Origin of the sequence: Streptomyces typhae (genome assembly GCF_009755605.1) — a bacterium.
Lineage (GTDB): Bacteria > Actinomycetota > Actinomycetes > Streptomycetales > Streptomycetaceae > Streptomyces > Streptomyces typhae.
The window spans coordinates 597,244-611,487 of sequence record NZ_WPNZ01000001.1; the positions used below are offsets into that span (position 1 = coordinate 597,244).

Sequence of the window (14,244 nt, forward strand, 5' to 3'; positions counted from 1 at the left end):
CGATCCAGTCACGCACCGCACACCAGTGCGCCCGCGTATCAGGTATCAGGCATCAGATATCAGGGGGAATCCACATGACGCAGCCCACGCCTCCAGGCCAGGGCGGCCAGCCCTACGGTCAGCCGCAGCAGCCGTACGGACAGCAGCCCTACGGCGGCCAGCAGCAGCCCTACGGCGGCCAGCCCGGTTACGGCTACCCGCAGCAGCCGCAGCAGCCTTACGGCCAGCAGCCCTACGCGCCGTTCCCGCAGCAGCCGCAGCCGGGCGGCTTCCCGCCCCCACCGGCGCCCGCCGCCCGCAACAACATCGGCCTCGGCGTGGCCGTCGCCCTGGTGGCCGCCCTGGTCGCCGCGGGCATCTACGGAGCGATCATCGGCGCCACCGAGCACGAGATCGGCTGGGCCGCGGTCGGTGTCGGCTTCGTCGTGGGCCTGGCGGCGGGCAAGACGGGCGGCCCCAACCCTGCGCTCGGAGCCCTCAGCGCGGTGTTCTCGCTGGGCGCGGTCTACCTCGGCCAGCTCATCGGTGCGGCGATGGTCATCGCCGACAAGACCGGCATGGCGTTCTCGGACATCTTCTTCGACCACTTCGACGCGCTCCAGGAGGCCTGGTCCAACGACGCCGACGCGATGACCTTCGTGTTCTTCGCGATAGCCGCCATCGCGGCGTTCGGCGGCGCGAAGCGGGCCGCGCAGTAGCGCGCCACGCGCAGGAACGCACCACGACGCACGGGAGCCCGGGCCGCCTGTCAGGCGGCCCGGGCTCCTCGCTGTTCGGTGTCCCGGAGGGATCAGCGGCTGTGCTGCGAGTCCGCGACCGTGACCTCGACGCGCTGGAACTCCTTGAGCTCGCTGTAGCCCGTCGTCGCCATGGCCCGGCGCAGCGCGCCGAAGAAGTTCATGGAACCGTCGGGGATGTGTGAGGGTCCGGTGAGGATCTCCTCGGTGGTGCCGACCGTGCCGAGGTCGACCTTCATGCCGCGCGGCACGTCCTCGTGGACGGCCTCCATGCCCCAGTGGTGGCCCTTGCCGGGCGCGTCGGTGGCGCGCGCGAGCGGGGAGCCCATCATCACGGCGTCCGCGCCGCAGGCCACGGCCTTGGGCAGGTCGCCGGACCAGCCGACGCCGCCGTCGGCGATGACGTGGACGTAGCGGCCGCCGGACTCGTCCATGTAGTCGCGGCGGGCGGCGGCGACGTCGGCCACGGCCGTCGCCATCGGCACCTGGATGCCGAGGACGTTGCGCGTGGTGTGCGCGGCGCCACCGCCGAAGCCGACGAGGACACCGGCCGCGCCGGTGCGCATCAGGTGCAGCGCCGCCGTGTACGTGGCGCAGCCGCCGACGATCACCGGGACGTCGAGTTCGTAGATGAACTGCTTCAGGTTCAGCGGCTCCGCGGCACCGGAGACGTGCTCGGCCGAGACCGTCGTACCGCGGATCACGAAGATGTCCACGCCCGCGTCCACGACGGCCTTGGAGAACTGCGCGGTGCGCTGCGGCGACAGGGCGGCGGCGGTGACGACGCCGGAGTCGCGCACCTCCTTGATGCGCTGGCCGATGAGCTCCTCGCGGATGGGCGCGGAGTAGATCTCCTGGAGGCGGCGCGTGGCCGACTCGGAGGGCAGCCCGGCGATCTCGTCGAGCAGCGGCTGCGGGTCGTCGTGGCGCGTCCACAGGCCTTCGAGGTTCAGCACGCCGAGGCCGCCGAGCTCACCGATGCGGATGGCCGTCGCGGGCGAGACCACGGAGTCCATGGGGGCGGCGAGGAAGGGCAGCTCGAAGCGGTAGGCGTCGATCTGCCAGGCGATCGAGACCTCCTTCGGGTCCCGGGTGCGCCGGCTCGGTACGACGGCGATGTCGTCGAAGGCGTACGCCCGGCGGCCGCGCTTGCCGCGCCCGATCTCGATCTCAGTCACGTGTGTGGCCCTTCAGCTTTCTTCCGCACTCACTCGGCCCGTCTCGGGCACTCACTCGCTCCGTCGTCGGGCACTGCGTCGGCCCGCCGTACGGCACTCGGTCTGCCCGTCCAGTATCACCGACACACGCGCGTGGGGGCGGCCCCGGGAATCCCGGGCCGCCCCCACGCGCACGTGCGTCACACGTTCACGGGCCTCGAAACGGCTGGGGTCAGCCGCGCTTGTTGGTGTAGTTCGGCGCCTCGACGGTCATCTGGATGTCGTGCGGGTGGCTCTCCTTGAGGCCCGCGGAGGTGATCCGTACGAAGCGGCCGTTCTCCTGGAGCTCTGGCACCGTGCGTCCGCCCACGTAGAACATCGACTGGCGCAGACCGCCCACCAGCTGGTGCACGACCGCCGACAGCGGACCGCGGTACGCCACCTGGCCCTCGATGCCCTCGGGCACCAGCTTCTCGTCGGAGGCGACGCCCTCCTGGAAGTAGCGGTCCTTGGAGAACGACTTCGTCTCGCCGCGCGACTGCATGGCGCCCAGCGAGCCCATGCCGCGGTAGGACTTGAACTGCTTGCCGTTGATGAAGAGCAGCTCGCCCGGGGACTCCTCACAGCCCGCGAGCAGCGAGCCCAGCATGACCGTGTCCGCGCCGGCGACGAGCGCCTTGGCGATGTCTCCGGAGTACTGCAGACCGCCGTCGCCGATCACCGGGACACCGGCCGCCTTGGCAGCGAGCGACGCTTCGTAGATGGCCGTCACCTGCGGTACGCCGATGCCGGCGACGACACGGGTGGTGCAGATGGAGCCCGGTCCGACGCCGACCTTGATGCCGTCGACACCGGCGTCGATCAGCGCCTGCGCGCCGTCGCGGGTGGCGATGTTGCCGCCGATGACGTCCACGCCGCCGGAGTTCGACTTGATCTTGGCGACCATGTCGCCGACGAGCCGGGAGTGGCCGTGCGCGGTGTCGACGACGATGAAGTCGACGCCCGCCTCGATCAGCGCCTGCGCGCGCTCGAAGGCGTCCCCGGCGACACCGACGGCGGCACCGACGAGGAGGCGGCCCTCGGCGTCCTTCGCGGCGTTCGGGTACTTCTCCGCCTTCACGAAGTCCTTGACCGTGATGAGGCCCTTGAGGACACCGGCGTCGTCGACCAGCGGCAGCTTCTCGATCTTGTGGCGCCGCAGCAGCTCCATCGCGTCCACGCCACTGATGCCGACCTTGCCGGTGACCAGCGGCATCGGCGTCATGACCTCGCGCACCTGGCGGGAGCGGTCCGCCTCGAAGGCCATGTCACGGTTGGTGACGATGCCGAGCAGCTTGCCCGCGCCGTCGGTCACCGGGACTCCGCTGATGCGGAACTTGGCGCAGATCGCGTCGGCCTCGGCGAGCGTGGCGTCCGGGTGCACGGTGATCGGGTCCGTGACCATGCCGGACTCCGACCGCTTCACCAGGTCGACCTGGTTGGCCTGGTCGGCGATCGACAGGTTCCGGTGCAGCACGCCGACGCCGCCCTGCCGGGCCATGGCGATCGCCATCCGGGACTCGGTGACCTTGTCCATCGCCGCCGAGAGCAGCGGGACGTTCACGCGGACGTTCTTCGAGATGTACGAGGCGGTGTCGATGTCACCCGGCGCCATGTCGGACGCGCCCGGCAGCAGCAGCACGTCGTCGTAGGTCAGCCCGAGTGTCGCGAATTTCTCGGGCACTCCGTCGACGTTTGCAGTCATGACACCTTCCCCAAATGGCCTTGATCGGTGCGGATGTCCATGCTAACGGGAAGCATGGCTCTCTCATTCCACGGTGCCCGTGGGGCTGCGGGTTCGTAGGTTTCTACAGCTGCGCTGTGGGGCGGCTCGCGGTGGCGTTCGGCTGGGCGCCGCCGCCGCAGTCGCCGCGGACACCGGGTGCTCCGGCTTCACCGCGCAGGGGGCTTGTCCCGGTTCGGCATCGCCGGGATGCGTCGTCGGGGTTGCTCGCCGCTGCGGCGGACAAGGACCACCTCCGGCTCCGCCGGGCGACGCTCACCGTCGCACGGAGCAGCCCGGAGCCCTTACGGAGTGGCGAATGTCTCCCCCGGCCCGGCGCGGCACAGACAAAGCCCGTCCGGCGATTGAGGACAAGCACGTCAGCGCGGCGAAAAGGGCGGAAGGTGGGGAAAAGGGCGGAGGGTGGGGAAAAGTTACTGCTCGGCCAGCGCCCGCAGGCGGCTCAGAGCGCGATGCTGAGCGACCCGCACCGCCCCGGGCGACATCCCGAGCATCTGCCCGGTCTCCTCGGCCGTGAGGCCGACAGCCACCCGCAGCAGCAGCAGCTCCCGCTGGTTCTCCGGCAGATTGGCCAGAAGCTTCTTGGCCCATTCGGCGTCGCTGCTGAGCAGCGCCCGCTCCTCGGGCCCGAGCGAGTCGTCGGGCCGCTCGGGCATCTCGTCCGAGGGCACGGCGGTCGACCCGGGATGGCGCATCGCGGCCCGCTGGAGATCGGCGACCTTGTGCGCGGCGATCGCGAAGACGAAGGCTTCGAAGGGCCGCCCGGTGTCCCGATAGCGCGGCAGCGCGAGCAGCACCGCGACGCAGACTTCCTGCGCGAGGTCCTCCACGAAGTGCCGTGCGTCACCGGGAAGTCGGGACAGGCGGGTGCGGCAGTACCGCAGCGCGAGCGGGTGGACGTGGGCCAACAGGTCGTGCGTGGCCTGCTCGTCCCCCTCCACGGCGCGTAGGACGAGGGCACCGATCACCGTCGTCTTGTCATCGCGCATCGGTCCATGGTGCCTTGGCGCCGACTGATCCGTGGCACCGCGTCCGTAGTTGTGCACCGAAGCGTTATGAGCGGGTGCGCCGGAACTCATCTCCCGCACCCTCCCCTCCCGCTCGGCCGACTCGTCCCCAAGGAACTCCACACCTCAAGGATGCGGCATCGGCGGCGAAGCGCCACAAGCCGCTCCTCAGGAGGGCTCCGGCGGAACTCCATGGCCCCGCCCGCCGCGCGGCGGGCGGGAGACACCATGCCCCCGCCGGGGCCCACTCAGCGAACCAGACCCCAGCGGAAGCCGAGCGCCACCGCGTGCGCCCGGTCCGAGGCACCGAGCTTCTTGAACAGGCGCCTGGCGTGCGTCTTCACCGTGTCCTCGGAGAGGAAGAGCTCGCGGCCGATCTCGGCGTTGGACCGGCCGTGGCTCATCCCTTCGAGGACCTGGATCTCCCGCGCGGTGAGCGTCGGGGCCGCGCCCATCTCGGCCGAGCGCAGCCGGCGCGGGGCGAGGCGCCAGGTCGGATCGGCGAGCGCCTGTGTGACGGTCGCGCGCAGCTCGGCGCGCGAGGCGTCCTTGTGCAGATATCCGCGGGCGCCCGCGGCGACGGCGAGCGCGACGCCGTCGAGGTCCTCGGCGACCGTGAGCATGATGATGCGCGCTCCGGGGTCGGCCGAGAGCAGTCTCCGTACGGTCTCCACACCGCCGAGACCGGGCATGCGTACGTCCATCAGAATCAGGTCCGAGCGGTCGGCACCCCAGCGGCGGAGAACCTCCTCGCCGTTGGCCGCTGTCGTCACGCGCTCGACGCCGGGCACGGTCGCGACCGCGCGGCGCAGCGCCTCTCGGGCGAGCGGGGAGTCGTCGCAGACGAGGACGGATGTCATGGCCGTCCTCCGCAGCTGATGCGCGTCACCTTGAGCCTCCAGGCTGGTACAAGTCGTCACCTGTGCGATTGACGCACTCGGACACCTGCCCGAGCGCTTGTTCTTTCAACCGCTTCCGCACTCTCAACGACGGTCACTCGAAAGAGTTACGGGGCAGTCAGGCACCTTCGGCACTCTACGTGAGGGCGCGGACACGGCACAGGCAGCGCGTGCCAATGCGCCTTCCCGCCGGTCACCGACAGGCCGTCGGCCGCGACGCGCGGGGCGGGTGTGACGTACAGCCCCCAGGACCTATGCCCCATTTAGCGGCTTTTCTTTCCATTTATTGGTGTCTGCGGCTAGATTCGCAATGAGTCATATTTTCATCTCCTTAGACAGTAGATGTACTGTCATGGGCACCGTATCCGCGTCAGAACGGCTACCAGGAGACACGCAATGGCAGATTTCTCCCGCCTTCCCGGACCGAACGCAGATCTATGGGACTGGCAGCTCCTCGCGGCCTGTCGCGGGGTGGACAGCTCACTCTTCTTCCACCCGGAGGGCGAGCGCGGCGCGGCTCGGAGCGCGCGCGAGAACTCGGCCAAAGAGGTCTGCATGCGGTGCCCCGTGCGCGCGGAGTGCGCAGCGCACGCGCTCGCGGTCCGCGAGCCGTACGGCGTGTGGGGCGGCCTCACCGAGGACGAACGTGAGGAGCTGATGGGCCGCGCCCGCAACCGCCTGGTGACGGCGGGCAGCGGCGGCACGTCCTGACCTTCTGAAGGAACGTTTCTTCAGGGCCGTGGCAGGCCTGCTCGGACAGGCACACGGTTCCCTGGGCGGGCCGCGACGGCCCGCACGGCCGAGCGCGCCGCCCGGCCCGCGCCGGCCGCTCAGCGCGCGGCGGCCCGCGCCAGGTGGTCGAGAGTGGCGGCCACCGCAGGCACCTGCGCCAGATCCGGCAGCGTGAGCGCGACGATCTCCCGTCGCACGGGGGGCTCCACCGTGATCGCGCGGGCACCCTTGGGACGTACCGACTCGATGGCGAGCTCCGGCAGCACGGCGACGCCGAGACCCGCCCCGACCAGGCCGACCACCGCCGGGTAGTCGTCCGTGGCGAAGTCGATCCGGGGCGCGAAGCCCGCGCTCTCGCAGACCTCCACGAGCTGACGGCGGCAGCGCGGGCAGCCCGCGATCCAGGAGTCGTCGGCCAGCTCACCGATGGTGACGCTCTCGGCCTTCGCCAGCGGGTGCTCCTCCGGTACGAGGCCGACGAGCCGGTCGTCGAGGAGGGGCCGCACGACGAGGTCGTCCCACTCCTCCGCGCCCGCTGCCCCCGCGTACCGGAAGGCGAGCGCCACGTCGCAGTCGCCCTCGCGCAGCATCTCCACCGAGCGCGGCGGCTCGGCCTCCTCCAGGGAGACGCGGGTGCCGGGATGCGCGGCGCGCAGGGCGGCGAGCGCGCCCGGGACGAGGCTGGAGGAACCGCTCGGGAAGGAGACGAGGCGGACCCGGCCCGCGCGCAGCCCGGCGATGGCGGCGACCTCCTCCTCGGCCGCGGTCAGCCCCGCGAGGATGCCCGCGGCGTGCCGGACCAGGGACTCCCCGGCCTGTGTGAGCCGCATCTCGCGGCCGGTGCGGATGAGCAGCGGCGTGCCCACCGACCCTTCGAGGGCCTTCATCTGCTGGCTGACGGCGGGCTGGGTGCAGCCGAGCTCGCGGGCCGCCGCCGAGAAGGAGCCGGTGGCGGCCACGGCGCGCAGGACACGGAGATGACGGGCCTCGATCATAAGTCGAGCATAAGGGACTCTTGGGAGCGGAGCCCGATATCGCGCGGAAACTTTGAGGGGAGTTCGTGTCCGCTCGCTTAGCCTGACCGGATGAAGCTTCTCTCCGTGAACGCGGGCCGGGCCAAGGCCGTCGACTACACCGACTCCCCCGGAGGCCGCACCGGAATCGACAAACAGCCCACCGAAGGCCCCGTCCGCGTCACCGCGCCCGGCCCGAAGGGCACCGGGGGCAGCGGCCTCGCCGGTGACACGGTCTGCGACCTGCGCCACCACGGCGGCAACGACCAGGCGGTGTACGCCTTCGCCCGCGAGGACCTCGACGAGTGGGAGCGCCGCCTCGGCCGGACGCTCGCCAACGGCGGCTTCGGCGAGAACCTCACGACGTCCGGCGTCGAGGTGAGCGGCGCGCTGATCGGCGAGCGCTGGCGGGTCGGCCCCGACCTGCTCCTCGAAGTGACCGCCTCCCGCATTCCGTGCCGCACGTTCCAGGGGCACCTGGGCGAGCGGGGCTGGGTGCGGCGTTTCACGCAGGCCGTGCTGCCCGGCGCCTATCTGCGGGTCGTCGAGCCGGGCACGATCCAGGCGGGCGACCCGGTCGAGATCGTGCACCGCCCCGACCACACGGTCACCGTGTCCCTGCAGTTCCGGGCCGTGACCACGGAGCGCACCCTGCTGCCCGAGTTGCTCGCCGCCGGTGACGCGCTGCATCCGGAGTCCCGGGAGAAGGCGCTCAAGTTCGTCAAGCAGCGCCAGGCACAAGGAAGCTGACGACCACTCGGCCCGGCGCACCGCCCACGGGGGCTCCTCGGCGCCGGGCCGATGGCAGACGCACGCCCCGGGCCTCACTAGCCTTGGTCCATGACTACGGCTCTCATCACGGGTTCGACCGCGGGCATCGGCGCTGCCTTCGCGCGCCGCCTCGCCGCCGACGGGCACAACCTCGTCCTGGTCGCGCGCGACACGAAGCGGCTGCGGGAGCAGGCGACCGAGTTGCACGACCGGCACGGCATCGAGGCGGAGGTCCTCACCGCCGACCTCGCCACGGAGGACGGCATCGCGGCCGTCGAGGAGCGGCTCGGCCGTCGCCGTGACGGCGTCGACCTGCTCGTCAACAACGCCGGCTTCGGCAACAAGGGCCGCTATCTGGAGGTCTCCCTCGCCGACGAACTGACGATGCTGAAGGTGCACTGCGAGGCGGTGCTCCGGCTGACGTCCGCGGCGACGGAGGCCATGCGCGAGCGCGGCCGCGGCGGCGTCGTGAACGTCGCGTCGGTCGCCGCGTTCGTGCCGCGCGGCACGTACGGCGCGTCCAAGGCGTGGGTCGTGCAGTTCACGCAGGGCGCCGCGCGGGACCTGGCGGGCACCGGGGTGCGGCTGATGGCGCTGTGCCCCGGCTTCGTCCGTACGGAGTTCCACGAGCGGGCCGGCATGGGCACCGACAACATCCCCAACTGGATGTGGCTCGACGCCGACAAACTGGTCGCAGCGGCCCTCGCCGACCTGGCCCGCGGCAAGTCCCTGTCCGTACCGGACCCGCGGTACAAGGCCCTGATGGGCGTGGTGAAGGTGACGCCGAGGGCCCTGCTGGGCGGCGTGACGTCCCGTACGGGCCGCAAGTACGGCCCGCAGTAGTCCTCGCGGGGCCCGCCCCGAAAGGGGCGCGGGGAACTGCGCGAGGACGGACCACGACCGGCGCCCGGCAACGCGAGCGCACCAGGCAGACGCGAAGCGGAGCACACGCGAAAGGCCCGACCCCCCGCGACGGGAAGTCGGGCCTCAGCGACCACTCGGGCCGGCCGACCGCTCAGGTCAACCGACCGCTCAGGTCAGCCGACCGCTCGGGTCAGGCGCAGGCTCGGGTCAGTGCGAGTGACCGTGACCGTGGCCCGCCTCGGGCTCCTCCTCGGCCGGCTTCTCGACGACCAGGGTCTCGGTCGTGAGGAGCAGGGAGGCGATGGAGGCGGCGTTCTCCAGGGCGGAGCGCGTCACCTTGACCGGGTCGATGACGCCGGCCTTGACCAGGTCGACGTACTCGCCGGTCGCGGCGTTGAAGCCGAAGCCCTTGTCGAGCTCCGACACCTTGGTGGTGATGACGTAGCCCTCGAGGCCGGCGTTCTCGGCGATCCAGCGCAGCGGCTCGACGACGGCGCTGCGGACGACCGCGACACCGGTGGCCTCGTCGCCGGACTTGTCGAGGTTGCCCTCCAGGACCTTCGCGGCGTGCACCAGGGCGGAGCCACCACCGGAGACGATGCCCTCCTCGACCGCGGCGCGGGTCGCGGAGATGGCGTCCTCCAGACGGTGCTTCTTCTCCTTCAGCTCCACCTCGGTGGCGGCGCCGACACGGATGACGCACACGCCGCCGGCCAGCTTCGCGAGGCGCTCCTGGAGCTTCTCGCGGTCCCAGTCGGAGTCCGTGGCCTCGATCTCGGCCTTGATCTGGTTGACGCGGCCCTCGACGTCACCGGCGTTGCCGCCGCCGTCGACGATGGTCGTGTCGTCCTTGGTGATCGTCACGCGGCGGGCGCTGCCGAGCACGTCCAGGCCGACCTGGTCGAGCTTGAGGCCGACCTCCTCGGCGACGACGGTGCCGCCGGTGAGGGTGGCCATGTCGCCGAGCATCGCCTTGCGGCGGTCGCCGAAGCCGGGGGCCTTCACCGCGACGGCGTTGAAGGTGCCGCGGATCTTGTTCACGACCAGGGTCGACAGGGCCTCGCCCTCGACATCCTCGGCGATGATCAGGAGCGGCTTGGAGGAGCCGCCCTGGATGACCTTCTCCAGGAGCGGGAGCAGGTCCTGGATGGAGGAGATCTTGCCCTGGTGGATGAGGATGTACGGGTCCTCGAGCACCGCCTCCATGCGCTCCTGGTCCGTCACGAAGTACGGCGACAGGTAGCCCTTGTCGAAGGCCATGCCCTCGGTGAAGTCCAGCTCGAGACCGAAGGTGTTGGACTCCTCGACGGTGATGACACCGTCCTTGCCGACCTTGTCCATCGCCTCGGCGATGAGCTCGCCGACCTGCTGGTCCTGGGCGGAGAGCCCGGCCACGGCGGCGATGTCGGACTTGTCGTCGATCGGACGGGCGGTGGCGAGGAGGTCCTCGGAGACCGCCTTGACCGCGGCGTCGATGCCCTTCTTCAGGGCGGCCGGGGAGGCGCCGGCGGCGACGTTGCGCAGGCCTTCCTTGACCAGGGCCTGGGCGAGCACGGTGGCGGTGGTGGTGCCGTCACCAGCGATGTCGTTGGTCTTGGTCGCCACCTCCTTCACCAGCTGGGCGCCGAGGTTCTCGTACGGGTCCTCGACCTCGACCTCGCGGGCGATGGTGACACCGTCGTTGGTGATGGTGGGGGCGCCGAACTTCTTGTCGATGACGACGTTGCGGCCCTTGGGGCCGATCGTCACCTTGACCGTGTCGGCAAGCTTGTTGACGCCGCGCTCGAGGGCGCGACGGGCGTCCTCGTCGAACTTCAGGATCTTCGCCATGGGAGCGGTTCAGCCCTCTCGGAAACTCGGGTTCAACGGGCTGCGCCCCTCGCCGCCCGGCAATCAGCGGGGTGACCAGGGGCGCAGCTCAAAAGAAAAACTGGTGAAGCAGGTGAATTACTTCTCGATGATCGCGAGCACGTCGCGGGCCGAGAGGACGAGGTACTCGTCGCCGTTGTACTTCACCTCGGTGCCGCCGTACTTGCTGTAGAGCACGACGTCGCCGACCTTCACGTCGAGCGGCAGGCGCTCACCGTTCTCGAAACGGCCCGGTCCCACGGCGAGGACAGCACCCTCCTGGGGCTTCTCCTTCGCGGTGTCGGGAATGACCAGGCCGGAGGCCGTGGTCTGCTCGGCGTCGAGCGGCTGGACCACGATGCGGTCCTCAAGCGGCTTGATGGCAACCTTGGAGCTGGCGGTCGTCACGATCCGACCTCCCCCTTCGGAGATCTCGCGGGGTTAACTGATCTAGAGGTGGCGACCAGGTCGATCCGTCGTCGCGGGTGCCGGACCTGCCCGTCGCTGTTGGCACTCTCCAGTGGGGAGTGCCAGGCCCGAGACTAGGACGGCGATTAGCACTCGGTCAAGCGGAGTGCCAATGGACGTGGCTTACGGGCGAGTGGGACGGGTCCCCGGGAGGGGATTTTCCCGTGCGGGCCCCTCCGGTGCGCGCGTCTCCGGTGCGCGCGTCTTCGGCACGGGCGCCTCCGGTGCGCGCGTCTTCGGCACGGGCGCCTCCGGTGCGCGCGTCTTCGGCACGCGCGTCTCCGGGGCGGGACCCGGTGCACCGGTGCCCCTATCCGGCCGTGCGTCCCGACAACGTCCGGGCCCGGCCTCGGGTTCCCCGGTCGCGGGGCTCGCGTACGGGCTCGCGTACGGGTCCGTGGCCGGGTCCGGGTCCGGGTGCGGGTCCGGGTCCGTGGGCCCGGATTTCGCGGGCGGCGGAACGGCACCGGGGCGCCCGGTGCGCGGCGGCGCGGTCGTCCGGCCGCAGGACCGGTCCGGATCCGCCCGCTTCGAGGGCATCTTTTCGGCCGCTTTCCGGCCGAGCCGCTCGATCGGGTCGACCGACTGCGCGCAACCGGTCAGCAGCAGGGCGGGGGCCAGGACCCCCGCCGCGACGGCTGCCGCCACCCGGCCGCGCGCCGGGCTGCTCACAAGTAGTCCTCCAGCCGCGCGATGGCGTACCCCTTGGCCGTGGCCGTCTTCAGGACCGTGCGGACCATGTCGGGCATGGTGCCCTTCCAGTCATCGCGCCCGCGGAAGTGCGTGAGGATGATGTCGCCCCGGTGCAGGTCCTTGTCCCACTCCCGCCACTCCATGTGGTCCGCGAATCCCTCGGAGGCCCACAGCGGCACCGCCTTGATGCCGCAGGACTTGGCGGCGCGCAGGGTGTTCCGGTTGTAGTTCCCGTACGGCGGCCGGAACAGTTCGGGCCGCTTGCCGAACCGCTTCTGGATGACGTCCTGCATCCCGCAGATCTCCCGCCGCTGCTTCTTGTAGGGGAGCCCCGGCAGATAGCGGTGGTTGAGCGTGTGGTTGTTCAGTGCGACGCCGCGGTCCTGCATCCGCTTGAAGTAGCCGTAGTCCTCCTTGACCAGGTAGTCGCTGAGGAACGCGGTGTACGGGATCTTCAGATCGCTCATCATCCGCAGGAACGCCGGGCTCTTCTCCGCGCCGTCGTCGACCGTCAGGAAGACGACCTTGTCCTTGGTCGGGATCGTGGTGAACACCGGCGGGAGCTTCTTCTGCCCCTTGACCTCGAAGCCCTTGCGGGTGGTCAGGCGCGGCTTCACGGCGGGCGCGGGCGGCGCCGCGAGCGGGGTCCGCTTCAGCCCCCAGCGCTTGGCCGCGGCGGCCCGCGCCGCCTGCCGTGCCCGCAGGCCGTCGGCGTACTCGCGCAGCGCGCGGGCGGGCGGGCCGAGCTCCGGCTGCTGACCGTGCGCGCCGGAGCCGCCCCAGCCGACGCCGTCGCCCTCGCCGCCGAAGGAGCAGCCGGAGACGATCGTGGTGGCCACGATGGTGGCGCTCAGGACCCCGGCGGCGAGCGTCCCCTTGCGGGACTTGCGCCCTGATTGTTCCTTTTGTCGTACTAGTCGCATGGCGCCGGATCCTCGCAGTCCAGCCGCCCCGTACGGCACCGACACCGCCACCGCACGCGCACCTTCCTCCGACTGGCCCACAATGGGCGGCGTGAACGATCCGCTTGCCTCCTTCGCCGCGCTCCGCACCGACGAGGGCCGCGCCCTCCTCGCCTCCGTACGGGACGTCGAACCGAGCCAGGAACTGGCGGTCGCCACCCGGCTGCGCCGCGACCACCCCGCCGGTCTCGTCTCCGCCGCGCTCGCGCAGGCACGGCTCCGGCAGCGGGCGGTCGTGAAGTTCGGCGCCGCCGACGCCGCCCGGATGTTCTTCACCCCCGGCGGCGTCGAGCAGTCCACCCGCACCTCCGTCGCGACCCACCGCGCCCGGCGCCTGCGCGGCCTCGGCACCGACGGCGTACGGTCCGTCGCCGACCTCTGCTGCGGCGTCGGCGGCGACGCGATCGCCTTCGCCCGCGCCGGGATCTCCGTCCTCGCCGTCGACCGTGACCCGCTGACCTGCGCCGTCGCCCGCGCCAACGCCGAGGCCCTCGGTCTCGCCGACCTGATCGAGGTCCGCGAGGCCGATGTGACCGACGTGGACACCACCCCGTACGACGCCGTCTTCGTCGACCCCGCCCGGCGCGGTGGACGCGGCCGGATCTTCGACCCCGAGGCCTACTCGCCGCCGCTCTCCTGGGCCGTCGAGACCGCCCGCAAGGCGCCGCGCGCCGCCCTGAAGATCGCCCCCGGCATTCCGCACGACGTCGTCCCCGAAGAGGCCGAGGCCGAGTGGATCTCCGACGGCGGTGACGTCAAGGAAGCCGTCCTGTGGTTCGGCACCGACACCCCCGCCGCGCACCGGGCCACCCTCCTGCCCGGCGGCGACTCCCTCGTCTCCGCGCGCGCCGCCATGCTCCCCGACCCCGCCGTCCGGCCCGTCGGCCGCTACCTCTACGAACCCGACGGCGCCGTCATCCGCGCCCATCTCGTCGCCGAGGTCGCCGCCCGCGTCGGGGGCGGCCTCATCGACGAGACCATCGCCTACGTCACCTCCGACACCGCCGTCTCCACCCCGTACGCCACCGCCTACGAGATCACCGACCAGCTCCCCTTCAACGTCAAGAGGCTCAAGGCCCTGCTGCGGGAACGAGAGGTCGGCATCCTCACCGTCAAGAAGCGGGGGTCGGCTGTCGAGCCCGAAGAACTCCGCCGCAAGGTGAAGCCCCGGGGGGCCGGGTCCGCGACCGTCTTCCTGACCCGGGTCGCGGGCGCGCCCACCATGCTGGTGGGGCACCCGCGCTGAATCGACTCCCTCCTGCGACAGTGGTTGGTTGCCCGCACCGAAACGGCGCTCCGCGCCTCGTCCT

General features: G+C 71.2%; 13 protein-coding genes. 5 read left to right on the top strand and 8 right to left on the bottom strand.

What is annotated here, in order from left to right; translation table 11 throughout:
• Nucleotides 1-74 precede the first annotated feature (74 nt).
• The gene (locus tag GPA10_RS02515; RefSeq protein WP_157163995.1) at nucleotides 75-698 is read left to right on the top strand and encodes a hypothetical protein; all 624 of its coding nucleotides are present in this window, start codon (nucleotides 75-77) and stop codon (nucleotides 696-698) included.
• A gap of 92 nt (nucleotides 699-790) precedes the next feature.
• On the opposite strand, the gene GPA10_RS02520 is transcribed toward GPA10_RS02515, so the two are convergent.
• From GPA10_RS02520 to GPA10_RS02535, 4 genes are all read right to left on the bottom strand, one after another.
• Nucleotides 791-1,915, bottom strand: coding sequence for a GuaB3 family IMP dehydrogenase-related protein (locus tag GPA10_RS02520; RefSeq protein ID WP_058848152.1), 1,125 nt, complete (start codon nucleotides 1,913-1,915; stop codon nucleotides 791-793).
• A gap of 211 nt (nucleotides 1,916-2,126) precedes the next feature.
• Nucleotides 2,127-3,638: an IMP dehydrogenase gene (gene guaB, locus GPA10_RS02525; protein ID WP_058848151.1), complete on the bottom strand. Its 1,512-nt coding sequence runs from the start codon at nucleotides 3,636-3,638 to the stop codon at nucleotides 2,127-2,129.
• A 452-nt stretch (nucleotides 3,639-4,090) separates the two neighbouring features.
• Nucleotides 4,091-4,666, bottom strand: coding sequence for a sigma-70 family RNA polymerase sigma factor (locus GPA10_RS02530; protein WP_016642708.1), 576 nt, complete (start codon nucleotides 4,664-4,666; stop codon nucleotides 4,091-4,093).
• A 266-nt stretch (nucleotides 4,667-4,932) separates the two neighbouring features.
• Nucleotides 4,933-5,544, bottom strand: a complete 612-nt coding sequence (locus tag GPA10_RS02535; RefSeq protein WP_003948568.1) for a response regulator transcription factor — start codon at nucleotides 5,542-5,544, stop codon at nucleotides 4,933-4,935.
• A gap of 435 nt (nucleotides 5,545-5,979) precedes the next feature.
• Between GPA10_RS02535 and GPA10_RS02540 the strand changes: the two genes are divergently transcribed.
• Nucleotides 5,980-6,294, top strand: a complete 315-nt coding sequence (locus GPA10_RS02540; protein ID WP_058848150.1) for a WhiB family transcriptional regulator — start codon at nucleotides 5,980-5,982, stop codon at nucleotides 6,292-6,294.
• A gap of 119 nt (nucleotides 6,295-6,413) precedes the next feature.
• On the opposite strand, the gene GPA10_RS02545 is transcribed toward GPA10_RS02540, so the two are convergent.
• Complete coding sequence (locus tag GPA10_RS02545) at nucleotides 6,414-7,310, bottom strand: LysR family transcriptional regulator (protein ID WP_058848149.1); 897 nt, start codon at nucleotides 7,308-7,310, stop codon at nucleotides 6,414-6,416.
• Nucleotides 7,311-7,400: 90 nt separating this feature from the next.
• On the opposite strand from GPA10_RS02545, the gene GPA10_RS02550 reads away from it, so the two are divergent.
• Both GPA10_RS02550 and GPA10_RS02555 read left to right on the top strand, forming a co-directional pair.
• Nucleotides 7,401-8,078, top strand: coding sequence for an MOSC domain-containing protein (locus GPA10_RS02550; protein WP_157163996.1), 678 nt, complete (start codon nucleotides 7,401-7,403; stop codon nucleotides 8,076-8,078).
• A gap of 90 nt (nucleotides 8,079-8,168) precedes the next feature.
• Nucleotides 8,169-8,942: an SDR family NAD(P)-dependent oxidoreductase gene (locus tag GPA10_RS02555; protein WP_058848147.1), complete on the top strand. Its 774-nt coding sequence runs from the start codon at nucleotides 8,169-8,171 to the stop codon at nucleotides 8,940-8,942.
• A gap of 228 nt (nucleotides 8,943-9,170) precedes the next feature.
• On the opposite strand, the gene groL is transcribed toward GPA10_RS02555, so the two are convergent.
• The 3 genes from groL to GPA10_RS02570 all read right to left on the bottom strand — a co-directional run bounded on the left by groL (nucleotide 9,171) and on the right by GPA10_RS02570 (nucleotide 12,895).
• Nucleotides 9,171-10,793, bottom strand: a complete 1,623-nt coding sequence (groL, locus tag GPA10_RS02560; protein WP_157163997.1) for a chaperonin GroEL — start codon at nucleotides 10,791-10,793, stop codon at nucleotides 9,171-9,173.
• 117 nt (nucleotides 10,794-10,910) lie between these two features.
• Nucleotides 10,911-11,219: a co-chaperone GroES gene (gene groES, locus GPA10_RS02565; RefSeq protein ID WP_004955293.1), complete on the bottom strand. Its 309-nt coding sequence runs from the start codon at nucleotides 11,217-11,219 to the stop codon at nucleotides 10,911-10,913.
• Between the two features lie 728 nt (nucleotides 11,220-11,947).
• Nucleotides 11,948-12,895, bottom strand: coding sequence for a polysaccharide deacetylase family protein (locus tag GPA10_RS02570; protein WP_157163998.1), 948 nt, complete (start codon nucleotides 12,893-12,895; stop codon nucleotides 11,948-11,950).
• 82 nt (nucleotides 12,896-12,977) lie between these two features.
• Between GPA10_RS02570 and GPA10_RS02575 the strand changes: the two genes are divergently transcribed.
• Nucleotides 12,978-14,180: a class I SAM-dependent methyltransferase gene (locus GPA10_RS02575; RefSeq protein ID WP_157164211.1), complete on the top strand. Its 1,203-nt coding sequence runs from the start codon at nucleotides 12,978-12,980 to the stop codon at nucleotides 14,178-14,180.
• The last annotated feature ends 64 nt before the right edge of the window (nucleotides 14,181-14,244 follow it).

Bases quoted from the DNA above. Each gene is read 5' to 3' on its own strand.
- GPA10_RS02550 (WP_157163996.1), top strand. From the start codon at position 7,401: ATGAAGCTTCTCTCCGTGAACGCGGGCCGGGCCAAGGCCGTCGACTAC.
- GPA10_RS02575 (WP_157164211.1), top strand. From the start codon at position 12,978: ATGGGCGGCGTGAACGATCCGCTTGCCTCCTTCGCCGCGCTCCGCACC.
- GPA10_RS02515 (WP_157163995.1), top strand. From the start codon at position 75: ATGACGCAGCCCACGCCTCCAGGCCAGGGCGGCCAGCCCTACGGTCAG.
- groL (WP_157163997.1), bottom strand. From the start codon at position 10,793: ATGGCGAAGATCCTGAAGTTCGACGAGGACGCCCGTCGCGCCCTCGAG.
- GPA10_RS02530 (WP_016642708.1), bottom strand. From the start codon at position 4,666: ATGCGCGATGACAAGACGACGGTGATCGGTGCCCTCGTCCTACGCGCC.
- guaB (WP_058848151.1), bottom strand. From the start codon at position 3,638: ATGACTGCAAACGTCGACGGAGTGCCCGAGAAATTCGCGACACTCGGG.
- GPA10_RS02570 (WP_157163998.1), bottom strand. From the start codon at position 12,895: ATGCGACTAGTACGACAAAAGGAACAATCAGGGCGCAAGTCCCGCAAG.
- GPA10_RS02540 (WP_058848150.1), top strand. From the start codon at position 5,980: ATGGCAGATTTCTCCCGCCTTCCCGGACCGAACGCAGATCTATGGGAC.
- GPA10_RS02535 (WP_003948568.1), bottom strand. From the start codon at position 5,544: ATGACATCCGTCCTCGTCTGCGACGACTCCCCGCTCGCCCGAGAGGCG.
- GPA10_RS02545 (WP_058848149.1), bottom strand. From the start codon at position 7,310: ATGATCGAGGCCCGTCATCTCCGTGTCCTGCGCGCCGTGGCCGCCACC.
- GPA10_RS02555 (WP_058848147.1), top strand. From the start codon at position 8,169: ATGACTACGGCTCTCATCACGGGTTCGACCGCGGGCATCGGCGCTGCC.